Genomic DNA, 25,968 nt, shown 5'->3' with positions numbered 1-25,968 from the left:
CATCAAATAATTCTATCCTGATTTATAATTAAGCATTTTATTTCTCTGTGTTATCATTACCTTATCATTAATACGAATACAACAGTTAAATTTCATAATCCTTTCGTATTACTTTCTCTCTACACAGGTTTACGCTGGCAGCATTGACCCCCTTGTCAGAGTATGCCTTAATGTGACTAACGCCCGCCCGAAGGGCACACTTTAAGGAACCTTTTGTGAGTCAGGCACACAGTATGCGAAAACGACATCGATTTAACGGTCGAATGACCCGTATCGTACTGCTAATCAGCTTTTTCTTATTTTTTGGACGCTTCGTCTACTCCTCTGTCAGCGCCTGGCAGCATCATCAGGACAAAAAAGAAGCTCAACGCTCCAGTCTTTCCACTGGCGCACCTGCGCAGCGCTAAGCCAGCCGTTTTCATGCCCCTTTTAGTCCGTTTCCGGACCAACACCTTTCTCTGTGGCAGAAAAGCGTTGTTCACCCGGGCAGACGCGGTTCGCTTCCCCATAAAAAACCCTCTGTCGAAACAGAGGGTGAGTTTTATATTACCTGCGATGTACCGGCAGACGAGGTAATGCGATCATTCCCACTCGATGGTGGCCGGCGGTTTGCCGCTGATATCATAAACAACGCGGGAAATGCCGTTGACCTCGTTGATGATGCGGTTGGACACGCGGCCGAGGAAATCGTACGGCAGGTGCGCCCAGTGGGCGGTCATAAAGTCGATGGTTTCCACCGCGCGCAGTGAGACAACCCAGTCGTACTTACGGCCATCGCCCATAACGCCAACGGAGCGCACCGGCAGGAACACGGTGAACGCCTGGCTGACCTTATCGTACAGATCGGCTTTACGCAGCTCTTCGATGAAGATCGCGTCCGCGCGACGCAGCAGGTCGCAGTACTCTTTTTTCACTTCGCCCAGCACGCGCACGCCGAGGCCCGGCCCCGGGAACGGGTGACGATACAGCATATCGTACGGCAGGCCCAGCTCAAGACCGATCTTGCGCACTTCGTCTTTAAACAGCTCCTTCAGCGGCTCCACCAGCCCCATCTTCATCTCTTTCGGCAGGCCGCCGACGTTGTGGTGAGATTTGATGACGTGGGCTTTGCCGGTAGCGGAAGCGGCGGATTCAATAACATCAGGATAGATGGTGCCCTGCGCCAGCCACTTCACGTCCTGCAGCTTCAGCGCCTCTTCATCAAACACCTCCACGAAGACGCGGCCGATGATTTTACGCTTTGCTTCCGGATCGTTTTCGTCCGCCAGCGCGGTAAGAAAGCGATCTTCCGCCGGAACGTGGATGATATTCAGACCGAAGCGATCGCCGAACATATCCATCACCTGCTCCGCTTCGTTCAGGCGCAGCAGGCCGTTATCAACGAAGACGCAGGTCAGGTTCTTACCGATTGCGCGGTGCAGCAGCATGGCGGTAACCGAGGAGTCCACGCCGCCGGAGAGGCCGAGAATAACCTTATCGTCGCCCACCTGCCGGCGGATGCGCGCCACCGCGTCGTCGATGATTTTCGCCGGGGTCCACAGCGCTTCACAGCCGCAGATTTCGCGAACGAAACGCTCCAGTATGCGCATCCCCTGGCGGGTGTGGGTCACTTCCGGATGGAACTGCACCCCGTAAAAGCGTTTTTCTTCGTTAGCCATAATGGCGAACGGGCAGGTTTCGGTGCTGGCGACGGTCACGAAGTCGGACGGAATGGCCGTCACCTTATCGCCGTGGCTCATCCATACGTCGAGCAGCGGTTTGCCGTCGGCGGTCAGGGCGTCTTCAATGCCGCGAACCAGCGCGCTGTCGGTGAGCACCTCGACCTGCGCATAGCCAAATTCGCGTTCGCTGGAGGACTCCACGTGGCCGCCCAGCTGCATCGCCATAGTCTGCATACCGTAGCAGACGCCGAACACCGGCACACCGGCCTCAAACACGTACTGCGGGGCCCGCGGGCTGTTGTCTTCGGTGGTGCTTTCCGGGCCGCCGGAAAGAATAATGCCGCTGGGGTTGAATTCGCGGATCTGTGCTTCCGTGACATCCCATGCCCACAGCTCGCAGTAGACGCCCAGCTCGCGCACGCGACGCGCGACCAGCTGCGTATACTGAGAGCCAAAGTCGAGAATAAGAATGCGATGTTTATGAATGTTTTCCGTCATTGACGCTAATTCCGAGGCAAGTGAAACAGAGTAAACAAATCGCCCGACGCGGGGTCGGGCGAATAAATCAGGAACCCAGACGGTAATTCGGGGACTCTTTGGTGATGGTCACGTCGTGAACGTGGCTCTCCTGAATGCCCGCGCCGCTGATACGCACGAATTCCGCCTTAGTACGCAGGTCGTCGATAGTACCACAGCCGGTCAGGCCCATACAGGAGCGCAGGCCGCCCATCTGCTGATGGACGATCTCTTTCAGGCGGCCCTTATAGGCCACGCGGCCTTCAATGCCTTCCGGCACCAGCTTATCGGCGGCGTTATCGCTCTGGAAGTAGCGGTCGGAAGAGCCTTTGGACATCGCGCCCAGCGAGCCCATACCGCGGTAAGACTTGTAGGAGCGCCCCTGGAAGAGTTCAATCTCGCCCGGGGATTCTTCGGTCCCGGCCAGCATGGAGCCAACCATCACCGCGCTCGCGCCTGCGGCAATCGCCTTGGCGATATCGCCGGAGAAGCGGATGCCGCCGTCGGCGATAACCGGAATGCCGGTGCCTTCCAGCGCCGCAACGGCGTCGGAAACCGCGGTGATCTGCGGTACGCCCACGCCGGTCACGATACGGGTGGTGCAGATAGAGCCAGGACCAATACCCACTTTCACCGCGCTGACGCCAGCTTCAGCCAGGGCGCGGGCACCCGCGCCGGTCGCCACGTTGCCGCCGATAATCTGCAGGTCCGGATATTTTGCGCGGGTTTCGCGAATGCGCTGCAGGACGCCTTCGGAATGGCCGTGGGAGGAGTCGATCAGCAGTACGTCAACGCCCGCGGCAACCAGCGCGTCAACGCGCTCTTCGTTACCGGCACCCGCGCCAACCGCCGCGCCAACGCGCAGGCGACCGTGCTCGTCTTTACAGGCGTTCGGCTTACGCTCCGCTTTCTGGAAATCTTTCACGGTGATCATACCGAGCAGATGGAAGCTGTCGTCAACCACCAGCGCTTTTTCAACGCGCTTTTCATGCATTCTGGCAAACACCACCTCGCGGGCCTCGCCTTCACGCACGGTGACCAGGCGCTCCTTCGGGGTCATGTAGACGCTGACCGGCTGGTTCAGATCGGTGACAAAGCGCACGTCGCGGCCGGTAATGATGCCCACCAGCTCGTTCTCTTCGGTGACGACCGGATAGCCGGCAAAGCCGTTACGCTCGGTCAGCGCCTTCACTTCGCGCAGGGTGGTGGTCGGCAGAACGGTCTGCGGATCGGTGACCACGCCGGACTCGTGCTTCTTCACACGCTGGACCTCTTCCGCCTGGCGCTCAATGGACATGTTTTTGTGGATAAACCCGATGCCGCCTTCCTGCGCCAGCGCAATGGCGAGGCGCGCTTCCGTCACGGTATCCATCGCTGCGGAAAGCATAGGAATGTTCAGGCGAATGGTTTTCGTCAACCAGGTGCTGAGATCGGCGGTATTCGGCAAAACGGTGGAATGAGCGGGAACGAGGAGGACGTCGTCAAACGTCAAGGCTTCTTTAGCGATACGTAGCATGGGCAATATCTCTGACCAGGGGTGGATAAATATTGCCGTGGCATTATACAGAGCGTAACCGATTGCATCCACACCTTTTTGTAAAAAAACTTGCGCTCCCCCGTAGCCGGGTTACTATCGATTGAATAACCCGCTGATTTAGAATTTGATCCCGCTCACATGTTATCCGCTCAGACCGCCGCTGTTTTTACCGTCAGCCGCCTCAACCAGACGGTTCGCCTGCTGCTGGAGCGGGAAATGGGCCAGGTCTGGATCGCCGGCGAGCTCTCAAATTTCTCCCAGCCCTCCTCCGGCCACTGGTACTTCACCCTGAAGGACGACAGCGCCCAGGTGCGCTGCGCAATGTTTCGCAACAGCAACCGCCGGGTCACCTTCCGCCCGCAGCACGGGCAGCAGGTGCTGGTGCGCGCCAGCATCACCCTTTACGAGCCGCGCGGCGACTACCAGATTATTGTCGAAAGTATGCAGCCGGCTGGAGTTGGCCTGCTCCAGCAGCAGTATGAGCAGTTGAAAGCAAGGCTTCACGCGGAAGGGCTGTTCGATCCGCAGCGGAAAAAACCGCTCCCCTCTCCCGCGCGCCGCGTCGGGGTGATCACCTCAAAAAGCGGTGCCGCGCTGCACGATATTCTCCAGGTGCTGAAGCGCCGCGATCCCTCCCTGCCGGTCATTATCTACCCAACGGCGGTTCAGGGCGAGGATGCACCGGGGCAGATCGTGCGCGCCATCGCCCTGGCGAACAGGCGTAACGAGTGCGACGTGCTAATCGTAGGGCGCGGCGGCGGTTCCCTGGAGGATTTATGGAGCTTCAACGACGAGCGGGTGGCGAGGGCGATTTTCGCCAGCCGCATTCCGGTGGTGAGCGCCGTTGGTCATGAAACCGATGTAACCATCGCCGATTTTACCGCCGATCTGCGGGCACCAACGCCCTCTGCCGCCGCGGAGATAGTGAGCCGCAACCAGCAGGAGCTGCTGCGCCAGATTCACTCCGCCCGCCAGCGCCTGGGCATGGCGATGGACTATTTTCTCGCTAACCGCAGCCGCCGCTTCACCCGGCTTGCCCATCAGCTGCAGCAGCAGCATCCTCAGCTGCAGCTGGCCCGTCAGCAGACGGCTCTTGAGCGCCTGCAGCAGCGAATGACCGTCGCCATTGACGGCCAGCTCAGGCTCGCCGGCCAGCAGCAGCGCCGCCTGCGCCAGCGGCTGAATCAGCACAGTCCGCAGCCGCGCATTCACCGCGCCGCCGGCCGCATCCAGCAGCTTGAGTTTCGTCTGGCGGAAAACCTGCGCGCGCGGCTGGGCACCTCGCGGGAACGTTTCGGCAACGCCGTCACGCACCTTGAGGCGGTCAGCCCCCTCTCCACCCTGGCGCGCGGCTACAGCATCTCGACGGCGGCCGATGGCAACGTGCTGAAAAAGGTGAAGCAGGTGAAGACGGGTGAAACCATAACCACGCGCCTGGAGGACGGCTGGGTAGAGAGCCAGATTACCGATATTCGTCCGGCGAAAAAGCACCGGGCGAGAAAAGCCGGCTAATTTTCTGCCGCCCTGACGGCGCGGTGCATCCCCATGACGGCGGCCTGCCCTTGCCCGCAGAGAGCGGCCCCTTTCCGACGAGCTTACCGCGATCCGGCCGCAGGCGGCGCAGGGGCGGTTCACCGCCGCCTGGAGTCGATGGGGCAAACGGGAGCACGGCCCCTCCGGCTGGAGGGGCGCAGAGTGATTACTTACTTTTCTTAATGTGCTTAATCAGACGTTTGCGCTTGCGCATCTGGGTTGGGGTCAGCGTATTGCGTTTGTTCGCATAGGGGTTTTCCCCCTCTTTAAACTGAATCCGGATGGGTGACCCCATCACCTCCAGCGACTTGCGGAAGTAGTTCATCAGATAGCGCTTGTAGGAGTCCGGCAGATCCTTCACCTGGTTGCCGTGGATCACCACAATCGGCGGGTTGTAGCCGCCGGCGTGCGCATACTTCAGCTTCACGCGACGCCCGCGCACCAGCGGCGGCTGGTGATCTTCCGTCGCCATGGTCATGATGCGGGTCAACAGCGCGGTGCTTACCCGGCGGGTCGCGCTGTCATAGGCTTCGCGGACCGACTCAAACAGATTACCTACGCCGCTGCCGTGCAGCGCGGAAATAAAGTGCACCCGCGCAAAGTCGATAAAGCCGAGACGGAAATCCAGCGTCTCCTTGACCTGCTCTTTTACCTCCTGGGAGAGGCCGTCCCACTTGTTGACCACAATCACCAGCGAGCGCCCGCTGTTGAGGATAAAGCCCAGCAGCGACAGATCCTGATCGGAAATCCCCTCGCGGGCGTCGATCACCAGCAGCACGACGTTGGCGTCTTCAATCGCCTGCAGGGTTTTGATCACCGAGAATTTTTCCACCGCGTCGGTGATTTTCCCGCGCTTGCGCACCCCGGCGGTGTCAATCAACACATACTCGCGCCCGTCGCGCTCCATCGGGATATAGATACTGTCGCGGGTGGTGCCCGGCATGTCGTAAACCACCACCCGCTCTTCGCCAAGAATGCGGTTGGTTAGCGTGGACTTACCAACGTTCGGCCGCCCGACAATCGCCAGCTTAATCGGCAGATCTTGCGGATTAAAATCGTCTTCAGGCTCCGGTTCACCGGTCTCTTTGGCTGCAAGCTGCGCCCAGTATTCCGCCTCTTCGTCCACCTCTTCCTGGGGTGCGACGTCGTCCACCCACGGCAGCAGCACATGCTCCAGCAGGCTGAGTACGCCGCGGCCGTGCGAGGCGGCGATAGGATGAATTTCCCCAAGCCCCAGCGAATAAAATTCAACGACGGCCTGCTCCGGGTCAAGCCCGTCGGTTTTGTTGGCCACCAGGAAAGTGGGTTTTTCGCGGGAGCGCAGGTGCTTCGCGATGGCCTCATCCGCCGGCATCAGCCCCGCGCGCGCGTCAACCATAAACAGCACCACGTCCGCCTCTTCAATCGCCAGCAGCGACTGCTCGGCCATGCGGGTTTCCACGCCCTCTTCGGTGCCGTCGATACCGCCGGTATCAATGCAGATGAACTCGCGGCCTTCAATCTCCGCACGACCGTACTTACGGTCGCGAGTCAGACCCGGGAAATCCGCAACCAGCGCATCCCGGGTGCGGGTCAGACGGTTAAACAGCGTGGATTTTCCGACGTTAGGGCGCCCGACAAGCGCGACCACAGGTATCATGTTCAAAGCCTCATTTAATCAATCATCAGACAGCGGGCAACAAATCGCGCCGCTGTTAAAAACAGTAAAACGGCCCCTGGACCAGGAGCCGTTTTCTTAATGCCAACGACCGTGACGATTAGCGCGTAATGGAATAGAGCGTGCCGTCTTTGGCCTGGATAAGCAGCCTGCCGTCGGCAACCACCGGATCGGTCAGGAAGCCCGCGCTGTCGACCTTCTGCTGCGCCACAAAGCGCCCGTCCTCAACGTTCAGCCAGTGCAGGTAGCCTTCAGCGTCGCCGACTACCAGGCTGCCGTTATACAGAGCCGGAGAGGTCAGCTGGCGATGCAGCAGATCGTTCTGGGTCCACAGGGTTACGCCGCCGTCAACGTTCAATGCCAGAACGCGATCGCTCTGGTCAACCAGGTAGATGCGGTTGCCCTCAATGATGAAGTCGTTTACCGAACCCAGCTCGCGCTTCCACATAATCTGCCCGCTGCGCAGATCCAGCGCCGTCAGATTGCCGTTGTAGGCCAGCGCGTAAACCACACCGTTGACCACGACCGGCGTAGTATCGACGTCGCTCAGACGATCGATTTCCGTCGAGCCGGTGGCCTGGGAAATACGCTGCTGCCAGATAAGCTGGCCCTGCTGCATCAGCACGGCGCTGACGCGACCGTTGTCGCCGCCGACGATTGCTGCGCCATAGGCGGTCGCCGGAGCCGACTCGCCGCGCAGAGAGAGTGTCGGCATATCCAGGTTGACGGTCCATTTAACGGCACCGTCCGCCTCGTTCAGCGCCTGCAGCTGGCCGTTGCTGGTATGGATCAGGACCATACCGTCGCTGACCACCGGGCGGGAGAGCGCCTCGCCGGCCACCTGGCTTTGCCAGGCGACGGTGCCATCAGAGGTACTCAGCGCGTAGACCTGCGCTTTTTCACTGCCGATATAGACGTGGCCGCCGGCCACCGTGACGCCGCCGGAGAGCAGCGCGGGCGAGCGGGAGAACCAGCCGCCCTTCTCACCCAGGTTGGTTGACCAGATCTCTTTGCCGTCGCTGGCATCCAGCGCTTTAACAACGCCCGCCCGGTCAGCGGCATAGACGACGCCGTCCGCCAGCGCCGGGCGAAGATGAGAATAGAATTCGCCAATCCCGTTACCGACGGAGGCGCTCCAGGCGGTAGACGGAGTAAACTGGTTTTCCACCTCCGGCAGCGGGGACATCTTAACGACGTCTTCTTCGCCGCTGAAAAGTGAACAGCCGCTCAAGAGCGTAACGGAAAGCAGCCCTGGCAGAAGTAATTTACGCAATTGCATCGGGTCCCTCTCAGATGGACAAGTTGTTGATTTTCATCTGCATCATTTCGCTCAGCGCGGGTGAAGCTTTCGTATTCACGCCCGCTTCCCATGCGCTACGCGCGCCTTGCTTATCGCCCTTGCTCAGCAGCGCTTCGCCGCGCAGGTCAGCCACGATCGCCGCCCACCCTTCGCCCTTCACGGCGTCGAGAGATTTCAGCGCGGCGTCGGCCTGCTTAAGCTGTACCTGAACGCGGGCCAGTCGCAGAGTAATAACGGCTTTAAGATTTTCATCGCTCGCGGCCGCCAGCCCCTGCTGCAGCTGAGCGGCGGCTTTGTCAATCTCATTGAGTTCGATAAACTGCTGCGCCAGCTCCAGCGAAGCCAGCGCGCCGTAAACGTTTTTATTCTCCGCGGCAAAGGTTTCCGCCGCGGTAACGCTTTCCGGCTTGTCCGCGCTTATCGCGGCCAGCGTATTCTGATACGTCTGCGAGGTAGCGCGCGCGGTCTCGGCCTGATGGCCGGTCCAGTAGCGCCAGCCAACCAGCGCGCCTACCCCTAAAATTACGCCAACGGCCAGCGCCTTGCCGTTTTCGGCAAAGAAACGCTTAATCGCCTCAACCTGGTCATTTTCGTTTTCGTAAACTTCCACGCGATCCTTCTCCTTAGCAGATCAAAGTGCGCAAGTGCGCCGCTACGCCGTCCTGCGCGACGACCGTTTGCTCACCAGAGCGCAAATCCTTCACGACAACCGTACCGTCGGCCACTTCGGACTCACCGAGCACCAGCGCAACGCGGGCACCCCATTTGTCGGCGCGGGCAAACTGCTTCTTGAAGCTGCCGCCGCCGTGGTTGGTCATCAGCTTCACGCCGGGCAGCGCATCGCGCAGGCGCTCCGCCAGGATCATTGCCGCAGGCTGCGTCTGCGCGCCTGAAGCGACCAGGTATATATCGACAACAGGATCGGCTTTAAATTCCGGATTAACCGCCTGAATTAACAAAACAAGACGCTCCAGCCCCATCGCAAAACCTACCCCCGGAGCCGGGCGACCGCCAAGCTGCTCCACCAGGCCGTCGTAGCGGCCGCCGGCGCAGACGGTGCCCTGGGCACCAAGGCTGCGGGTCACCCATTCAAAAACGGTGCGGTTGTAGTAGTCGAGGCCGCGAACCAGCCGCTGATTGACGGTATAGGCAATACCCGCCGCCTCCAGCAGCTGGCACAGCCCGGCAAAGTGCTCGCGCGAGTCATCGTCCAGGTAGTCGCCAAGCTGAGGAGCGTCGTTCAGCAGCGCCTGCACGTCCGGATTTTTTGAATCCAGCACCCGCAGCGGGTTGCTGTACATGCGGCGCAGGCAGTCTTCGTCCAGCTTCTCTTTATGCTGTTCAAGAAAGGCCACCAGCGCCTCGCGGTAGCGGGCGCGCGCTTCCGGCGAGCCGATGGAGTTCAGCTCAAGGCTGACGTGCCCGGCAATGCCCAGCGCCCGCCACCAGCGGGCGGTCAGCAGGATCAGCTCCGCATCGATATCCGGCCCCTGCAGGCCGAAAACCTCCACGCCCAGCTGATGAAACTGACGATAGCGCCCTTTTTGCGGGCGCTCGTGACGGAACATCGGCCCGATATACCACAGACGCTGTTCCTGATTGTACAGGAGACCATGCTCGATGCCGGCGCGGACGCAGCCCGCCGTACCTTCAGGACGCAGGGTCAGGCTGTCGCCGTTGCGGTCCTCAAAGGTGTACATCTCTTTTTCAACCACGTCGGTGACTTCACCGATTGCGCGCTTAAACAGCGGGGTCTGCTCTACAATCGGCAGGCGGATTTCACTGTAACCGTAGCTGCCGAGCACGTTCTTGAGCGTGCCTTCGATGCGCTGCCAGATGGCGGTCTCGCCCGGCAGATAATCGTTCATACCGCGAATGGCTTGAATGTTTTTTGCCACGTTTATTCTCTTTCTGTATATAAAAATGAACCCTCAGCGCTTCCCCGAACGAGACGGGAGCCATGCGGGTTCAATCATACACGGGAAGCACGCCGCTTCCCATCGCGTTATTATTTTTCCACCTGAACGCCGATACGGCGCGCCTCATCCAGCATACTGGCCTTCGCGCGGATACGGGCCTCAAGCTGGTCGATCATCTCGTCATTACTGAGCCTGTCCTTACGCACGCCGTCCTCATACAGGCCGCTTTTCTTGTTGCCGCCGGTCACCCCGAGGGTGGAAACCAGCGCTTCCCCCGGCCCGTTCACCACGCAGCCGATAATCGAAACGTCCATAGGCGTAATGATATCTTCCAGCCGCTGCTCCAGGGCGTTGACCGTGCCAATCACGTCAAACTCCTGGCGCGAGCAGGTGGGACAGGCGATAAAGTTGATCCCGCGGGAGCGGATGCGCAGGGACTTCAGAATGTCGAAGCCAACCTTGATCTCTTCCACCGGGTCCGCCGCCAGCGAAACGCGCAGCGTGTCGCCAATCCCTTCCGAAAGCAGCAGCCCGAGGCCGATGGCCGATTTCACCGCCCCGCTGCGCGCGCCGCCCGCTTCGGTAATGCCCAGATGCAGCGGCTGATCGATCTGCTTCGCCAGCAGGCGATAGGATTCCACCGCGAGGAAAACGTCGGAAGCCTTTACGCTCACCTTAAACTGGTCAAAATTCAGCCTGTCAAGGTGATCGACATGGCGCATGGCGGACTCCAGCAGCGCCTGGGGCGTCGGCTCGCCATATTTTTCCTGCAGATCTTTTTCCAGCGATCCGGCGTTGACGCCGATACGGATAGGAATATTTTTATCCCGGGCGCAGTCCACCACCGAACGGATACGCTCATCGTTGCCAATATTGCCCGGATTGATGCGCAGGCAGTCGACGCCGTATTCCGCCACCTTCAGAGCGATGCGGTAGTCAAAGTGGATATCCGCAACCAGCGGAACGGAGACCTGCTGTTTAATTAGCCTGAACGCCTCGGCGGCGTCCATCGTCGGCACCGAAACGCGAACAATATCTGCGCCAACGCGCTCCAGCGCTTTGATTTGACTGACCGTCGCCGCCACGTCCGTGGTTCGCGTATTGGTCATTGACTGTACGGCGATGGGGGCACCATCGCCAACTGGCACGTTCCCAACGTAAATTCGCGTTGATTTTCTACGTTGAATAAGAGCCTGGTTATGCATGAAAATTCTCCCGCGTTGCCCGTCTGTTACTGCACCGGTGTCTGTTCGGCATTAAGGGTCAGACGCGCAACCTGGCTGTTTCTGATAAAACGACTCAGATCGACAGGCTTTCCTTGATACTGGATCTGTACCGCGGCCGGGGCACCAATTTTAAGCTTGTAGGGTGCCTGGCCGGTTAAGTTTAAGCTTCCGCCTTTGCGCTGCATACCGCTGAACAGCTTCTGGCCCGTAGCGTCCGTGACCTCCAGCCAGCAGTCGGCGCTGAAGTTCATCGTCAGCGCGTTGCGATCCTCCGCAGATGACGCCACGCCGGCCTGTTCGGTCGGCTGCGTCGCCGCGTCGCGGGCTTCGGCAGGGGCGTTAGCCATCGCCACGACGTCGCTCCGGGCAGGCGCAACCGCGGCGACAGGGGCCGGCGCTGCCGGCGTCACCGTCGGGGTCGGGGTCGGGGTCGGCGTAGCGGCGGCGCTGGTGTCCACCTCAGGCCCGGAGGCTGCCGCCGGAGCCGGTGTCTCAGGCTCTGCGTTCAGCGGAATAGCGCGGGTGACGCCGGCGTTCAGCTCGGCGGAAGTGCGATCGGCCATGGTCGCAATTTCATCCTGCTGCGCCTTATGGTTCTGCCACCACCAGGCCCCCGTCAGGCCGATAACCACAAACAGCACCAGCCAGGTGAAGGTCATCAGCCAGCCGTCGCGCTTTTTACGCCGCTTGTTCAGGGAGAAATTCTGCATCGGCGTCGATTTCGACATCCGAAGCGGAGCCTGTTTTTCCAGCCCCGGCAGCAGATCGCTTTCAGGAATATGCACCAGACGCGCATAGGAGCGGATGTACCCACGCAGGAAAGTTGAAGCAAGATCGGCCGGAGCCTTGTCCTCTTCAATATCGCGTACTGTGGAAACCTTCAGGCAGAGTCGTTCAGCGACCGCCTGCTGGCTGAGTCCGAGTTGTTCACGGGCGATGCGCAGGCGCGCGCCGGTGGAGAGTGCTTCATTTGGGTCGTGAGTGGCTTCAGTATTCATTCGCTACAGCTGCTGGTAGTAAATTAGGGTTCAGACGTCGGCGAGCCGTTGTGCCCGCCCGCGCCGCGAAACATCCGATCTGTTAACCTTAGTCGGACAGTATAAGCCTGTCAGGCTGCTCGTGACAAAACGGCCTGCAGCCGAAAATTAAATGATTATCGCACCGCTACATACTGCCCTAAAGTCGACAAAAACGCACCGATATTCTTGTCCCACCGCGCGTAGTCAGAAACGGCCTGGTTGCTACACGGCGCAGGGCGAGAAAAGCCTCCTGCGCCCGTCGTCTTAAACGCTGCGAACGTCGATGGCCTCGCCCTGCATACGTTTACGCAGGGTGCGCTTCGTCCGGTCGATTACGTCGCCGGCCAGCTGCCCGCAGGCGGCATCAATATCGTCACCGCGCGTTTTACGCACAATGGTAGTAAAGCCATAGCCCATCAGCACCTTGGAAAAACGATCGATCCGGCTGTTGGAGCTACGCCCGTACGGCGCGCCGGGGAAGGGGTTCCACGGGATCAGGTTGATCTTGCAGGGCGTATCCTTCAGCAGCGCCGCCAGCTCATGCGCGTGCCCGGTGCCGTCGTTGACGTGATCCAGCATGACATACTCAATCGTCACGCGCCCCTGATTGGCGTTTGACTTCTCCAGGTAGCGGCGGACCGAACCAAGGAAGGTTTCAATATTGTACTTATTATTGATGGGGACGATTTCGTTACGAATCTCATCGTTCGGCGCGTGCAGAGAGATAGCCAGCGCCACGTCAATCATATCGCCCAGCTTATCCAGCGCCGGAACCACTCCGGAGGTGGAGAGCGTCACGCGCCGTTTCGACAGGCCAAAGCCGAAGTCATCCAGCATGATCTCCATTGCCGGTACGACGTTGGACAGGTTAAGCAGCGGCTCACCCATCCCCATCATCACCACGTTGGTGATCGGGCGCTGGCCGGTGACCTTTGCCGCGCCGACAATTTTTGCCGCGCGCCACACCTGGCCAATAATTTCCGATACCCGCAGGTTGCGGTTAAAGCCCTGCTGGGCGGTAGAGCAGAACTTGCACTCCAGCGCGCAGCCGACCTGGGAGGAGACGCACAGCGTGGCGCGATCGTCTTCCGGTATATAGACCGTTTCGACGCGCTGAGCGCCGACGGCAATCGCCCATTTGATGGTGCCATCAGAAGAACGCTGCTCTTCAACCACTTCCGGCGCGCGGATTTCCGCGACCTCTTTCAGCTTGCCGCGCAGAACCTTATTGATGTCGGTCATCTCATCAAAGTTATCGCAGCAATAGTGGTACATCCACTTCATCACCTGATCGGCGCGAAAGGGCTTTTCCCCGAGCTGTTTAAAAAACTCCCGCATCTGCTGGCGGTTGAGATCCAGCAGGTTAATTTTTTCGTTTTTATCGGAAACGACCGGGGTGATGCTTTCAGGCGTGACAGTTTGTTCAGTCATAGTTTATTCCGGCCTCGTTATTACACGTTATGGCCCCTGGAGGGTTGAAAAAGAGACGCCCCGGCGCACGATCTGCTCGTCCGGGGGGCGGCATTGTACAAATTCTGCGGCAAGGATGCCACGTCCGCAGCGGCGATTAGCGAAAAATAATCGGCACCACCGTCAGCGGATTCAGCGTCGTCAACCGGCGGCCGTCCCGCTCCCGAAAGCCTGAACCTCAGGGCGGCCGGACGGAGGATGCACCTAACGCCGTCGGGCCACAAAGAGCGCAGGAGATGGGGCTAACGGGTGCGCGGGCACACTTCGCCCTCGCCAAAGAAGTAGGCAATTTCACGCTGTGCGGACGCCAGTGAATCGGAGCCGTGGGTGCCGTTTTCGGTAAAGCTGTCGGCATAGTCGGCGCGCAGCGTCCCCGCCAGCGCGTTAGCGGGGTTGGTGGCCCCCAGCAGGTCGCGATGGCGCTGGACGGCGTTTTCGCTTTCCAGAACGGACACCACGATCGGCCCGGAGGTCATAAACTCGACCAGACCGTCAAAGAACGGCTTCCCGTCGTGCTCGGCATAGAAACCGCGCGCCTGCTCAACGGTCAGGTGCAGCATTTTCGTGCCGACGATTTTAAACCCTGCCGCTTCGAAGCGCATAAAGATATTGCCAATAACGTTTTTTGCCACCGCGTTGGGTTTGATGATGGAAAAAGTCCGTTCAATAGCCATGATTACCTCTGATAGCTGTTCTGTTGTTGTATATCCGTCATACTTCTTCAGGCTGCCTGTGCGCTGGCCTTTGGCTACTCAGCTCAGCCATGAGGCTCGCCCTGGCGAATTTGTCGCTCGCCTGTCGCGTGATTCAACCACAGAGGCTCACCCTTTCGGTCCAGCTCTGGGGCTGTTCAAAACACGCTACCTTTCGTCATGCCAGCCGAATGATTTAGCCTGGCGCGGATTATAAAGAGCATCACGGCCATTGCCTATGGCTTGAGGTAACATTTTTTTAAAATAAAACACATACAAGCAACACGGCGGCCTGCGCGGGGCTAGTGCAGGGTAAATTCAATTCTGGCGGTTTGCCCCGCTTCGTCCATAACCAGCAGCTGATATTCTCCTTTTTCCGTCAGCCGGAGGGTTATCCCGGGCGCGCGTGCCGCCAGCAGTTTGCCGTTGAGAAACCACCAGCGATCTCCCACGCCGCCGCGGGTCTGCAGCGGCAACGAAGCCGCCGGCGCGCCCGGCAGCCGCTTAACCAGCGCCCCGTCGCGTACGCCCGTCAGCTGTAGCGGCGGCGGCGCGGCCAGGCCCAGCGGCGGACACGTCGGCGACGCCGGTGGCAGCCTTGCGCTACGCCGTTCGGCGGCAGGCAGCCAGGGCTCAAGCGGCAGAGGCCAGACGATCAGCGTCTGCTGGCGGGCCTGCGGGCAGTCGGCGGCCACCCGCCGCCCCGCCTCGTCAAGCCACACCGGAAAGCGAATCCCGCCGACCCCTTCCTGGCCGGGCAGCAGCAGAGTGGGCGGCTGGCTGCCATCCAGCAGCCAGCTCGCCAGGCGGCGGCGGCAGTTGGCGTCCCCCGCCGGCAGCGACTGCCCCCCCGGCCAGCAGATAACGCCGCGGGTGACGGAGGGCGGACGCGGATCTTCGGGCAGCGATAAAGCGCGCGCCAGCAGCAGATTATTAACCTGGGTCAGCAGCGGCACCGCGCTGGCGAAGCCAAACTGCCCGGCCACCGGCGTGCCGTCCGGCCTGCCCGTCCAGATGCCGATAATATAGCGGGCGTTCACGCCTATCGCCCAGGCGTCGCGATAGCCATAGCTGGTGCCGGTTTTCCACGCCAGCGGGGCGACGCGCGGCAGGGCGTCATCCGGCAGCGGCCGGGCCTCGTCGGCCATTACCCGCCGGAGGATCCACGCCGCACCCGGCGACAGCAGCGGGCGTTCCACCAGCGGATCGTCCGGCTGCAGGCGAAGCTTCGCCGCCCTGCCGCCGCGGGCGAAAGCGCTCCAGGCGGCCGCCATATCTTCCAGCCGCGCCCCCGCGCCGCCGAGGATCAGCGACAGATTCGGCACCGCGTCCCCCGGCAGGTACAGCGGCAGCCCGACGTTGCGCAGCTTCGCCGCAAAGCGTTTTGGCCCATAGGCTTCCAGCACCTGCACCGCCGGTAAATTCAGCGAGCGCACCAGCGCCTCGCTCATGCTGACCGGCCCGTGAAATCCGCTGTCAAAGTTGCCTGGCCGGTAGTCCCCGGTATAGCGCGGCACGTCCTGCAGTAGCGATTCCGCATGGATCAGCCCCTCATCCAGCGCCAGGCCATAGACAAAAGGCTTCAGCAGCGATCCGGGCGAGCGGATCGCGCTCACCATATCCACGTGGCCAAAGCGGCTCTCGTCGTTCAGATCCGCCGAACCGACCCAGCCGCGAACGCTCATGCTGGTATGATCGACCACGACGATCGCCAGCGAGCCGCGCGGCGGCAGGCGCGTTTTCCAGTGCAGCGCCAGATCCTCCAGCTGCCGCTGCAGCCCGGCGTCGAGGGTGGTGATAATCTTGTTGCCGCGGCTTTTGCCAAGCATCATGCGGGAAAACAGCGGTGCCAGCTGCGGCATCTGCCGGGGGGCCAGCCAGACCGGCTCCTCCCGGGACTCCCGCGCCTGCCGTTGGGACCAGACGCCCAGCGTCGCCATCCGCTCAAGTACCTTATTGCGCGCGGCTTCGGCCCGTTCCGGCCAGCGATCCGGGCGCAGCCGGCTTGGTGCCTGCGGCAGCACCGCAAGCAGCGCCGCTTCGGAGTAGCTCAGCTGCGTCGGCGGTTTGCCGAGGTAAGCCCAGCTTGCCGCCCCCACTCCCTGCAGCGTTCCGCCGAAGGGGGCCCGGTTAAGGTACAGCGTCAGAATATCGCGCTTCGACAGGTGCCACTCCAGCTGCAGAGCGCGCCAGGTCTGACGAAGCTTGCCGCCGAGGGTTCGCGGATGCGGCTCCAGCAGCCTCGCCGTCTGCATGGTCAGGGTGCTGCCGCCGGATATTATCCGTCCGTTGACCAGCGCCTGCCAGGCGGCGCGCGCCGTGGAGAAGGGATTGATCCCGGGATGCCGCCAGAACCAGCGGTCTTCATAGCCGATCAGCGCCTCAAGGTAGCGCGGGGACACCTCCTCCAGGGTAACCGGATAGCGCCAGATACCCTCCGCATCGGCAAAGCGCCAGAGCGGCGTGCCGTCATGGGCCACCACCACCCGCGCCGGATTCACCTCGTGAAGAGGCAGCGGCCAGATTTTATCGGCCGCCCACAGGACAAACAGCAGCAGAAAAGGCGCGGCGGCCAGCAGGAGCCGACCGCCGCGTTTTGTGCGTCGCATCATTCAGGGCTTCACAATCAGCAGATCCTCCGCCGCGCCGGTGGCGCGCCACTGCGGAACGTACATGGATTCCACCATCGGCACCGGCAGGCGATAGGTTCCCGGCGTTACCGCCCGCGCCAGATAGACCAGCGTCACCGGCCGATATGCGTTGACCGCCACGGCCGCAACAAAGCGATCATCGCGAAACTCAAGGTGCTGAATATCCGCCTGCTGCATCTGATCCAACAGCGTGCGCACCGTATCGCCGCTCTCTTCAAGGCTGGCGCTGCTGTTCGCCAGGTTCTGGTTTTCCAGCTCCAGCCCGGCAGGCAGCAGGTCGACCACCAGCGCGTCCGGCACGTTCCTGCTGGCCTTCACCTCCAGCCAGACCAGCACCAGCTCGCCGCTGTGCAGGGAGTCAAGCGACCGGATCTCACCGCCGGTGCCCAGAATATGACGCTCAATCTGCAGAACGTTGCTGGCACGCGCCGGAGTCGACTGCGGATAGCCGCTGCTGTCCAGCCGCAGCCACAGCGGCTGGCTGCCGCTATTGGTCACCTCCAGCGCGGAGAGCTGGTCGGCGTCAAGATTGCGGATTTGCGCCTTATCCCCCGTAAGCGGCTGTTCCGCGAGGGAGGTCTGAGCCTGCCAGCTCCCCGGCAGATCCTGCAGATTGCGGGCGGCGAGAAACAGCGCGTTATTCTCCTGGGTAGAGAGCCAGCTCTTGCCGTACACCGCTTCAGACAGATGGTGAAGCAGCGCGAACCGCGCCTCCGGCCGGAGGTTATTCTCCTCCAGCAGCGCCAGCTTCAGCGCGCTGTCGCGCACTTCGCTGCCGTAGTCGCCGATCCAGCGCTGGCCGTTCCGACGCTTCTCCAGCCCCAGCTCAATGGCCTGCTCGCTGCGCCGGGCGTCGCCCATCGTTTTCAACGCCACCCCCAGCTGCAGCAGCGGCAGGCCGGAAGCCGCCCGATCGCGCTGCTCCCAGATCTCACGCAGCGTGCCGAGCGGTGCCTTTTGCTGCCGCGCCAGCACCAGCGCCGCATAGCTCTGTATGGCAAACCGGCTCGCCTGCGCATTGTCACTGTAGCGCACCGATAGCACTCCCGGGTCCTGCAGATAGCGCAGCAGCCGCGCGTTGCCCCGGCTAACCGCCTCAGGCGGAACGTCATAGCCCTGCTCGCCCGCCCGTACGAGGAAATCCATAGCATAGGCCGTCAGCCACTGCTCCTCCGGCCCCGCTTTATCCCACAGCGCAAAGCCGCCGTCACCGCGCTGCATCTGCAGCAGGCGGGAAATACCCAGCTCAACCGCCCCCCGGCGCTTCTCATCGCTGTCGCCCTCAATGCCCAGCGCCTTCAGTTGCGCGGCATTGGTATAGAGCGACGGGAACAGCCCGCTGGTGGTCTGCTCCAGGCAGCCATAGGGGTACGCCTTCAGCTCGCGAATAGCGCGCGCCAGGTTTAACGGCGGACTGCCGCTGAGCTGTAGCTGCCCCTGCAGCGTCGCCGGAGAGAAGTTTTCCAGCTGCTGCACCGGCGCGCGCCAGGTTTCTCCCGGCTGCAGAACGGTGCCGCTGTTGACGGTCTGCGCCGGGAAGGCCGGACGCACGCCGATCGTCCACTGCTTCTGCTGCACGGAGAAATCCTCGTCCGGCAGCGACAGTCCGGCGATGGACGCCTGCAGCTCGCCACTCCCAAAGCCTTCCAGCGCCCGCACCGGCACAAACAGCGTAGTGCGCACGCCCGGCTCCAGGCGAACCGATGCGGAGGCCTGCCCGACAAGCTCAAGCAGACCGCTGGCCGCCAGCTCAACGCTGATGGACTGCGCGCGCTCCGTCAGGTTGGTGATGTCCAGGGCCAGGCGCGAGGTGTCGCCGCCGGCCATAAAACGCGGCCTGTTCAGCTCCGCGATAACCGGCGCGGCAACGATGGTTTTACTTTCGCCGCTGCCGAAGGCGTCTGCGGTCCACGCCTGGGCCATCACCCGCAGCTCGCCGTTGAAATCGCCGATGGGCAGGGTAACGCTGCCCTCTCCCTGCTCATTCAGCGTTACCGGCAGGGCCTGCTGCGCCACGATATTAACGTGGTTCACCGGCGGTTTACCGCCGCGCTTGAGCTTATCGCCGTCGCCGCCGAAGCGCAGGGCTGCCAGACGCCCCTGCCCTTCGATAACCTGCCCGTAAATGTCGTAAATATCCGCGCCGTAGCGCTTCTGGCCGAAGAACGCCTGCCAGGGATCCGGCGTGACGTAGTCGGTAATATTGAGTACGCCGCTGTCCACCGCGGAGATCAGCACGTTGACCTGCTTCGGAGCGACGCCGTTTTTGTCGCTGGCTTTAATTTTCACGGTCAGCGGCTGGTTGGGGCGCATTTTCGCCGGACCGTCCAGCGTCAGGGCCAGGCGGCGGTTTTCATCACCGAGCGGTAAATGCAGCAGGCCGACGGCGCGCTTCGGCGTGGCCGAACGCGATTTATCGCCGGGGCGAACCACCAGCGCGCTGAGATAGAGATCGTGACGGTTCCAGCTTTTATCGACCGGGATCGCCAGATCAAGGCCCTCGGCCGGTACGTCAATTTCCTGCCACCAGAGCGGCCCGTCGGACGACTCCACCATGACATAGCCTTTCCCGGCCGCCGGTGCAACAACGTGCAGCCCGAGGGTATCACCAGGGCGATAGGCGGGCTTATCCAGCTTCAGAGTAATGCGATCCGGGCGCGCCGCGCCGCCGCCGTCGCTGTTGTCCTGCCAGCGGTATCCCGCCCAGAAGCGGACGCTGCTGACCGCGCCGTTCGGCGCTTTCACTTCCAGGCGATAAGCCCCCCACTCTACCGGAAAGCTGACTCTGCCGGTTTCCCCGGCCCCAAGATCCAGCGTCCGTTCGCTTTCCAGCAGATCTTTCTGGTCATGCTGCGATCTCCAGCCCTCGTCTTCCGACCAGTCCCAGTAATAGTCGCGGCGTTCGCGAATCAAACGCACCTGCAGACCCGACACCGCCCTCTTTTCGCCCTGCGCGTCGGCGTAAACAATGTCAAAATCGGCGCTGCTGTTCTCATCGACAAACGGCTGGTTGACCGTGGCGTCGGTGCGGTAGTCATACAGCGCCCTGGCGGCAAACTGCGGACGGATGCCCGGCAGCGCGTCGGCGGGCCAGATGGCCTGCCCGGTGCGGCGGGTCACCGGACGGCCGCCGGACTCCAGCAGGCTGGCCTGCAGGATAACCTGCAGCGGCGAGCGGGTTTCCCGCCACTGGCTGGGGGCGGCCACCTCAGCGCGACCGCCCTCGTCAAGGATCATCTGCACTTCGTCAAGGCTGCGGGAGAGGTTCTCCCCGGCGATATCGCCGAACTCGAATCCCGGCAGCGCCTTCACCGCCTCGCGCAGCGGACGCAGGTACAGCTGCCCCTGCAGAGCGTTGCCGCTGGCGGGCGCGCCGTACAGGTAGTAGCCGGCAACCGAAAATTTCACCGTTTCCGAGGGCGTAACGGGGAGCTTCTGCCCCGTCAGGCTGAGCGCCATCCGCTCTGGCATAAAATCTTCAACGTGGAAATCCCACGTACGGAGACGATCGTCGCCGATGTTGGCGCGAATATGCCAGTTGCCGACAGGCGCGTCGTCGTCCAGCGCCCAGCGAAAGCGGTACAGGCCCTTTTCCGGCTGAACGACGGTGGTACGAATCACCTGGCCATCCGGCTTCACCACCTCCAGCCTCACCGGCCGATCCGGCAGGGTCTGACCGTCGCTGTCGCGCAGCAGGGCGTTGAGCAGCACGGTCTCCCCCGGACGATAGAGATCCCGGGGGCCAAACATAAAGAACTGCCTGTTGTAGCCCGGCGGGCCGGCGATGGCGAACTCCGCCAGGTCCAGCGCCGGCAGCTTCAGGTCAAGGAGGGTGGTCTGGCCCTCCTTGCGCGCCAGCAGCAGCGCGGCCTTAGGGTTATTTTCCAGCTGCAGATGCCCCTGCGCGTCGCTGGTGGCCCGCGCCAGCGTCTGCCCCTTTTCGTCAAGCAGCATCGCCTCAACGCCCGACAGCGCGGTGCCGTTTTCCAGGCTCTGGATGAAGAGGTCAAGGCGCTGCTGATAGCGATGGGCGGAAACGCCAATATCGCTGAGGGTAAATAGCGTGGCAGCGTTGCGGTAGTCATACTGTCCGGCTTTAGCCATCACCGCGATATAGACGCCAGCCTGCTGCAGCGGCTTAATCTCGCTCAGCGGCAACAGCAGCTTCTCGCGGGTATTGGGTGCCGGATTGAGTTCAAAACGGCCGCTGTAGACCAGATCCGCCATCTTCAGCAGCTCTTCCGACTGCCAGTTGACGAGCGAACGCCGGTACTGCCAGCGGCTGACGAAGGCCGCCAGCGCCTCGGACTTCACCCGGAAGAAGTTTACGTCCACGCTGTCGACGTTCAGCGCCAGCACCGGCAGCCCCTCGACGACCTTCCCCGGCAGCAGCGAACCACGGCTGGCGAAACCCACGCTCGGCTGGATCTCGCGGGTGACGATCGTCTTTTCATAATTGATTTCAAAGGTCGCCTTGTTCAGCGCCCTTAGCTCAGAATCGATAGACAGCAGCAGCTCGCGCTGCGGCTCCAGATGGCGCAACCGCAGCTCCTTAAGGCTGGGGGAAAGTTCCCATGCGCCGTCAACTTTGCCGCTCTTTTTATCCACCACGTGAACGGTGCGGGCAAAATCCTGCTGCGGATCTAAGGGCACGGAGAAGGTCAGCACCAGCGTCGCCGCGCCGTCCAGCTGAACCTCGGAGGCGTCCAGCAGCGTCAGCGCTTTGCCGGCGCTCTGCCGGGCCAGCTTTTGCAACGTTTCTTCATCCGGCTTCGCCGACGCCGGCTGCGCGGCGGAGGTATCGTTCCTGGCGACGATCGGTGTCTTAGCACTCTCGCCGTTGTCGCATCCGGCCAGAGTCAGTATCAGCGTGCAGGCGACTGCGCATAGGTATCTCATTTTCTTCCCTGGCCCTGCGGCCCGTTAGCAATATAGGGCAATTATTATGCAGGAGTTTTTTTATTGTGAAAGCGACGACTGCGGCAACAGATTCTGAAATTTCTCAGGAAATGTGGCTCCCCCGGATAATTCACGCTCTGCCGCTTGTCCCTTTGGGCCAAACGTCCGACAATTTAGCCTTGACCTGATAAAAATGGAGACGCCTATGTCCACCTCCTGGTTTGTTGCTGTCGACTGGCTTGCCGAGCATATTGACGATGCGGAAATTCAGATTATTGATGCCCGAATGGCCCCGCCCGGGCAGGAAACCCGCGACGTGGCTCAGGAATATCGCGAAGGCCACATTCCCGGCGCACTGTTTTTTGACATTGAGGCGCTTTCCGACGCCGCTTCGCCGCTGCCGCACATGATGCCGCGCCCGGAGGCCTTCGCCGTCGCCATGCGCGAGCTGGGGGTTCATCAGGACAAGCATCTGATCGTTTATGACGAGGGGGACCTCTTCTCCGCGCCGCGCGCGTGGTGGATGCTGCGCGCCTTTGGCGCGGAGAAGGTGTCGATTCTGGGCGGCGGGCTGGCGGGCTGGCAGCGGGATGCGCTGCCGCTGCAGCAGGGCGAGGTGACGCTGGCGGACGGCGAGTTCGACGCGACCTTCCCTCCCGACGCCGTGGTGCGCCTCACCGACGTGCTGCTGGCCAGCCATGAACGCAGCGCACAGATTGTCGATGCGCGCCCGGCGGCGCGCTTTAATGCGGAAGTGGACGAGCCGCGTCCCGGCCTTCGGCGCGGCCATATACCGGGCGCGCTGAACGTGCCCTGGACGGAGCTGGTGCAGAACGGCGAGCTGAAGACCACCGACGAGCTGGAGGCGGTTTTCTTCCGCCACGGGGTCAGCTTCGACAGGCCGATTATCGCCAGCTGCGGCTCCGGCGTCACCGCCGCCGTGGTGATGCTGGCGCTGGCGACGCTGAACGTCGCCGACGTTTCGCTGTACGACGGCGCATGGAGCGAATGGGGGGCGCGGGACGATCTGCCGGTGGAACCGGCGTAGCCCTCCGCTTTCGTCGCCGGAGGAGAGTGCGGGCCTCTCCTCCGGCTCCCCCGGCGTCAGGAGATCTGGCTCTGCTTAAAATCGCGCAGGAACCCGCCCCAGCGACGCTCGTAGAACGGGGCGATATGTTCCGTTATAAAATGGCTGACGCCCTGCTCGCCCTTTTTTACCTCACAGATATCCACCGGCTCGTCGCCCGGCAGCGTATCGGTGGCCACGCTGCCCGCCGCATGAATAATCGCCGTCATATCGCCGTCGGCCTCAATGCCAATCAGCAGATTCGGCTGCGCCTCCTCGCTCTCTTTTATCGCGCACAGGAAGGCGCGCTTTACCGGCTTGAGGGTTTTAAACAGCGTGATAAGCGAGTCAATCATCTGGGCCGGCGGCTCCGCCACTTCCGACAGAATCAGCGATTCGCCCCCTTCCAGCACCTGCTGAACGCTGAGCGGGCTGCCCTCTTCACCAAGCAGCAGGCTGATTTCACGCGGCATAAATTCTTTGCCGACCGGCAGCCGGGCGTTGAGAAACAGCGTCTCTCCCAGCGTCATCTCAAACAGGGCGCGCGCCGGCATCGCCACAAAGGCCTGCTCTTCCCGCACCGCCTGCTGCAGCGCGGCCGGCGAGGTAAAGAACGGGATGACGGAGGTGCCGTCCTCTTTTTCCCAGTGCTGCAGATCCAGCGCGCTGCTCTCGACTACCGCCCCGCCCTCTGCGGCTACGCCGGGCACCCAGACGGTGGACTCCAGCAGAGTGCGGAAAAATGCCGGGCGGTGCGCCGGTTCGATCGCCGCTTTTTCCAGCAGCGTTTCCAGTTCATTTTTAGTTTCGGACATAGCGGTTCCAGAAAGTGTGGCTAACTCCCCTGCCCCTCTGGGGAGAGGGGCAGGGGAAAAATTACCCAGCGGTCAACAGATTCGCAATAGTCCGCACGCCCAGGCCGGTGGCCCCGGCGGACCACTGTTCAACCGGAGTTTTACGCCAGGTCGCCGAGCAGTCAATATGCAGCCAGCCTTCGCGATAGCTCTCCACAAAGTGCGACAGGAAAGCCGCCGCGGTGCTGGCCCCGGCCGGGCAGGCGGCGCTGCCGACGTTGCTCAGATCGGCAAAGTTAGACGGCAGCTGGCTACGGTGGAATTCCGCCAGCGGCAGCCGCCAGAAGGATTCGTTTTCTGCCGCCGCGCTCGCCAGCAGACGCCCGGCGAGATTATCGTCAAAGCTGAACAGCGCGTGATAGTCGTTGCCTAACGCGGTTTTTGCCGCTCCGGTCAGGGTGGCGGCGTCGATAAGCAGCTCCGGCTTCTGCGCGCTCGCCTCAATCAGGCCGTCCGCCAGCACCAGCCGCCCCTCCGCGTCGGTGTTCATCACCTCCACGGTCTTTCCGTTGCGATAGCGAATGATATCGCCCAGCTTAAAGGCGTTGCCGCTAATCAGGTTATCCGCGCAGCACAGCCAGAGCCTGACGCGCCGGTTCAGGCCGCGGGTAATGGCGAACGCCAGCGCGCCGGTAACGGTGGCCGCCCCGCCCATATCGGACCTCATTGAGTCCATAAAGGCGCTCTGCTTGATGCTGTAGCCGCCGGAATCAAAGGTGATGCCTTTGCCGACCAGGCAGGCGTATACCGGCGCGTTCTTATCGCCCGTCGGGTTGTAGTCCAGCGCCAGCAGCACCGGCGGACGCGCGGAGCCGCGCCCGACGGCGTGCAGCCCCATATAGTTCTGCTCGCGCAGATCTTCACCCTTAGTAATACGGTAAGAGATATGGTCGCAGGCGACGCCGCACAGCAGGTCGACGGCGCGCTGCGCCAGCTGCTCAGGCCCCAGTTCCTCCGCCGGGGCGTTGATGGTGTCGCGCACCCAGTCGATGATGGTCAGACGGCTCTCAAGCTCCCGCCGCGCTTCGGCCTCCAGCGTCGGCCAGTCAACCTGACGGCTGCCCTTCGGCCCCCGATAGCCCTGCCAGAACGCCCAGCAGCGCTCCACGTCCCAGCCTTCGCCGTCCAGCTGAACGTGCCTGATGCCGAGGCCGTCAATCTTGCGCGCCGCGCGCTGGATCAGCCCCGCATCGTCTTTGCCGTTAAGGTGTAGCGTGATGCCGTTGTTATCTGTGCTCCAGAGGGCTTTTTCACCCCAGCGGGCGTCGGCCGCCTCGCCGGAGAGCGTAATCTTCATCGCTTCGGTCATTATTATGTATCCTTATTGGCAAACGGGCCGCCATCAGGCAGCCCATGTTATTTTCCACTCGGTCGTACACGCGACGGCGGCGCGACAAGCGCCGGCCCCGCCGGGTACAAATTAGTCCGCTTCGTCCAGCCAGACCAGCAGAATAGCCTCCAGAATTTTTTCACTGGAAGCGGCGGGATCGTCGTCGAACGCTTCAAGATCGCAAATCCACTGATGAAGGTCGGTAAAGCGCACGGTCTTAGGATCGCGATCGGGAAACGCATCGTACAGCGCCTCGCCGATTGCGCGGCTGTCGGTCCACTTGAGTCCCATACTATCCCCTGTTAATGCTCGCGCGCATGGTTAATGGTGTAACGAGGAATTTCGACCACCAGATCCTCATTGGTGACCCGCGCCTGGCAGCCTAAGCGGCTCTCCGGCTCCAGCCCCCAGGCTTTATCCAGCATGTCGTCTTCTTCCTCCGAGCTTTCCGCCAGGGAGTCAAAGCCTTCGCGCACGATGCAGTGACAGGTGGTACAGGCGCAGGATTTCTCGCAGGCGTGTTCAATTTCGATGCCGTTGCGCAGCGCCGCATCGAGAATGGTTTCACCGCTGTCAGCTTCCAGAACCGCGCCGTCCGGACACAGGTCCTGATGGGGCAGAATAACAATCTTTGGCAT

General features: G+C 61.8%; 19 protein-coding genes. 3 read left to right on the top strand and 16 right to left on the bottom strand.

Annotation, left to right across the window (positions count from 1 at the left end; genetic code table 11):
• Positions 1–215 precede the first annotated feature (215 nt).
• The gene (locus GJV78_RS06250; protein ID WP_167519400.1) at positions 216–407 is read left to right on the top strand and encodes a YfgG family protein; all 192 of its coding nucleotides are present in this window, start codon (positions 216–218) and stop codon (positions 405–407) included.
• Positions 408–581: 174 nt separating this feature from the next.
• Here GJV78_RS06250 and guaA read toward each other — a convergent pair whose 3' ends face one another.
• Together guaA and guaB are read right to left on the bottom strand one after the other, a co-directional pair.
• On the bottom strand, positions 582–2,159 hold the full coding sequence (gene guaA, locus GJV78_RS06245; RefSeq protein WP_155107517.1) for a glutamine-hydrolyzing GMP synthase: 1,578 nt from the start codon (positions 2,157–2,159) through the stop codon (positions 582–584).
• A 67-nt stretch (positions 2,160–2,226) separates the two neighbouring features.
• Positions 2,227–3,693 carry an IMP dehydrogenase gene (gene guaB, locus GJV78_RS06240; RefSeq protein WP_155107516.1) on the bottom strand — a complete coding sequence of 489 codons (1,467 nt, stop codon included), beginning with the start codon at positions 3,691–3,693 and terminating at the stop codon, positions 2,227–2,229.
• Positions 3,694–3,852: 159 nt separating this feature from the next.
• On the opposite strand from guaB, the gene xseA reads away from it, so the two are divergent.
• Positions 3,853–5,226 carry an exodeoxyribonuclease VII large subunit gene (gene xseA, locus GJV78_RS06235; protein WP_155107515.1) on the top strand — a complete coding sequence of 458 codons (1,374 nt, stop codon included), beginning with the start codon at positions 3,853–3,855 and terminating at the stop codon, positions 5,224–5,226.
• Positions 5,227–5,413: 187 nt separating this feature from the next.
• Here xseA and der read toward each other — a convergent pair whose 3' ends face one another.
• From der to GJV78_RS06185, 10 genes are all read right to left on the bottom strand, one after another.
• Positions 5,414–6,886: a ribosome biogenesis GTPase Der gene (gene der, locus GJV78_RS06230; protein WP_155107602.1), complete on the bottom strand. Its 1,473-nt coding sequence runs from the start codon at positions 6,884–6,886 to the stop codon at positions 5,414–5,416.
• Between the two features lie 118 nt (positions 6,887–7,004).
• Positions 7,005–8,183: an outer membrane protein assembly factor BamB gene (gene bamB / locus GJV78_RS06225; RefSeq protein WP_155107514.1), complete on the bottom strand. Its 1,179-nt coding sequence runs from the start codon at positions 8,181–8,183 to the stop codon at positions 7,005–7,007.
• 10 nt (positions 8,184–8,193) lie between these two features.
• On the bottom strand, positions 8,194–8,814 hold the full coding sequence (locus tag GJV78_RS06220) for a YfgM family protein (protein ID WP_167519399.1): 621 nt from the start codon (positions 8,812–8,814) through the stop codon (positions 8,194–8,196).
• A 13-nt stretch (positions 8,815–8,827) separates the two neighbouring features.
• Positions 8,828–10,102 carry a histidine--tRNA ligase gene (gene hisS, locus GJV78_RS06215; RefSeq protein ID WP_167519398.1) on the bottom strand — a complete coding sequence of 425 codons (1,275 nt, stop codon included), beginning with the start codon at positions 10,100–10,102 and terminating at the stop codon, positions 8,828–8,830.
• Between the two features lie 110 nt (positions 10,103–10,212).
• Positions 10,213–11,328, bottom strand: coding sequence for a flavodoxin-dependent (E)-4-hydroxy-3-methylbut-2-enyl-diphosphate synthase (ispG, locus tag GJV78_RS06210; protein WP_155107513.1), 1,116 nt, complete (start codon positions 11,326–11,328; stop codon positions 10,213–10,215).
• Between the two features lie 26 nt (positions 11,329–11,354).
• Positions 11,355–12,347 (bottom strand): cytoskeleton protein RodZ, encoded by a 993-nt coding sequence (gene rodZ, locus GJV78_RS06205; RefSeq protein WP_155107512.1) that lies wholly within the window; start codon positions 12,345–12,347, stop codon positions 11,355–11,357.
• A 285-nt stretch (positions 12,348–12,632) separates the two neighbouring features.
• Positions 12,633–13,799: a bifunctional tRNA (adenosine(37)-C2)-methyltransferase TrmG/ribosomal RNA large subunit methyltransferase RlmN gene (locus tag GJV78_RS06200; RefSeq protein WP_155107511.1), complete on the bottom strand. Its 1,167-nt coding sequence runs from the start codon at positions 13,797–13,799 to the stop codon at positions 12,633–12,635.
• A gap of 281 nt (positions 13,800–14,080) precedes the next feature.
• Positions 14,081–14,512, bottom strand: a complete 432-nt coding sequence (gene ndk / locus GJV78_RS06195; RefSeq protein ID WP_155107510.1) for a nucleoside-diphosphate kinase — start codon at positions 14,510–14,512, stop codon at positions 14,081–14,083.
• Between the two features lie 320 nt (positions 14,513–14,832).
• The gene (gene pbpC / locus GJV78_RS06190; RefSeq protein WP_407929039.1) at positions 14,833–17,142 is read right to left on the bottom strand and encodes a peptidoglycan glycosyltransferase PbpC; all 2,310 of its coding nucleotides are present in this window, start codon (positions 17,140–17,142) and stop codon (positions 14,833–14,835) included.
• Complete coding sequence (locus GJV78_RS06185; protein WP_155107509.1) at positions 17,143–22,080, bottom strand: alpha-2-macroglobulin family protein; 4,938 nt, start codon at positions 22,078–22,080, stop codon at positions 17,143–17,145.
• A gap of 193 nt (positions 22,081–22,273) precedes the next feature.
• Here GJV78_RS06185 and sseA point away from each other — a divergent pair, with 193 nt between their 5' ends.
• Entirely contained in the window at positions 22,274–23,128 is an 855-nt protein-coding gene (gene sseA / locus GJV78_RS06180; RefSeq protein WP_230979079.1) for a 3-mercaptopyruvate sulfurtransferase, read from the top strand.
• 56 nt (positions 23,129–23,184) lie between these two features.
• On the opposite strand, the gene sseB is transcribed toward sseA, so the two are convergent.
• The 4 genes from sseB to fdx all read right to left on the bottom strand — a co-directional run bounded on the left by sseB (position 23,185) and on the right by fdx (position 25,968).
• Complete coding sequence (gene sseB, locus GJV78_RS06175; protein WP_155107507.1) at positions 23,185–23,961, bottom strand: enhanced serine sensitivity protein SseB; 777 nt, start codon at positions 23,959–23,961, stop codon at positions 23,185–23,187.
• A 61-nt stretch (positions 23,962–24,022) separates the two neighbouring features.
• Complete coding sequence (gene pepB, locus GJV78_RS06170; protein WP_155107506.1) at positions 24,023–25,309, bottom strand: aminopeptidase PepB; 1,287 nt, start codon at positions 25,307–25,309, stop codon at positions 24,023–24,025.
• A gap of 111 nt (positions 25,310–25,420) precedes the next feature.
• Entirely contained in the window at positions 25,421–25,621 is a 201-nt protein-coding gene (iscX, locus tag GJV78_RS06165; RefSeq protein ID WP_155107505.1) for a Fe-S cluster assembly protein IscX, read from the bottom strand.
• A gap of 11 nt (positions 25,622–25,632) precedes the next feature.
• Positions 25,633–25,968 (bottom strand): ISC system 2Fe-2S type ferredoxin, encoded by a 336-nt coding sequence (gene fdx / locus GJV78_RS06160; protein ID WP_155107504.1) that lies wholly within the window; start codon positions 25,966–25,968, stop codon positions 25,633–25,635.

This window comes from Intestinirhabdus alba, assembly GCF_009711095.1.
GTDB lineage: Bacteria > Pseudomonadota > Gammaproteobacteria > Enterobacterales > Enterobacteriaceae > Intestinirhabdus > Intestinirhabdus alba.
This window is presented reverse-complemented; position numbering and strand designations above follow the sequence as displayed.

Coding starts and splice junctions, on each gene's coding strand:
- guaA (WP_155107517.1), bottom strand. CDS start 2,159: ATGACGGAAAACATTCATAAACATCGCATTCTTATTCTCGACTTTGGC.
- guaB (WP_155107516.1), bottom strand. CDS start 3,693: ATGCTACGTATCGCTAAAGAAGCCTTGACGTTTGACGACGTCCTCCTC.
- xseA (WP_155107515.1), top strand. CDS start 3,853: ATGTTATCCGCTCAGACCGCCGCTGTTTTTACCGTCAGCCGCCTCAAC.
- der (WP_155107602.1), bottom strand. CDS start 6,886: ATGATACCTGTGGTCGCGCTTGTCGGGCGCCCTAACGTCGGAAAATCC.
- bamB (WP_155107514.1), bottom strand. CDS start 8,183: ATGCAATTGCGTAAATTACTTCTGCCAGGGCTGCTTTCCGTTACGCTC.
- ispG (WP_155107513.1), bottom strand. CDS start 11,328: ATGCATAACCAGGCTCTTATTCAACGTAGAAAATCAACGCGAATTTAC.
- rodZ (WP_155107512.1), bottom strand. CDS start 12,347: ATGAATACTGAAGCCACTCACGACCCAAATGAAGCACTCTCCACCGGC.
- GJV78_RS06200 (WP_155107511.1), bottom strand. CDS start 13,799: ATGACTGAACAAACTGTCACGCCTGAAAGCATCACCCCGGTCGTTTCC.
- ndk (WP_155107510.1), bottom strand. CDS start 14,512: ATGGCTATTGAACGGACTTTTTCCATCATCAAACCCAACGCGGTGGCA.
- pbpC (WP_407929039.1), bottom strand. CDS start 17,142: ATGATGCGACGCACAAAACGCGGCGGTCGGCTCCTGCTGGCCGCCGCG.
- GJV78_RS06185 (WP_155107509.1), bottom strand. CDS start 22,080: ATGAGATACCTATGCGCAGTCGCCTGCACGCTGATACTGACTCTGGCC.
- sseA (WP_230979079.1), top strand. CDS start 22,274: ATGGAGACGCCTATGTCCACCTCCTGGTTTGTTGCTGTCGACTGGCTT.
- sseB (WP_155107507.1), bottom strand. CDS start 23,961: ATGTCCGAAACTAAAAATGAACTGGAAACGCTGCTGGAAAAAGCGGCG.
- pepB (WP_155107506.1), bottom strand. CDS start 25,309: ATGACCGAAGCGATGAAGATTACGCTCTCCGGCGAGGCGGCCGACGCC.
- iscX (WP_155107505.1), bottom strand. CDS start 25,621: ATGGGACTCAAGTGGACCGACAGCCGCGCAATCGGCGAGGCGCTGTAC.
- fdx (WP_155107504.1), bottom strand. CDS start 25,968: ATGCCAAAGATTGTTATTCTGCCCCATCAGGACCTGTGTCCGGACGGC.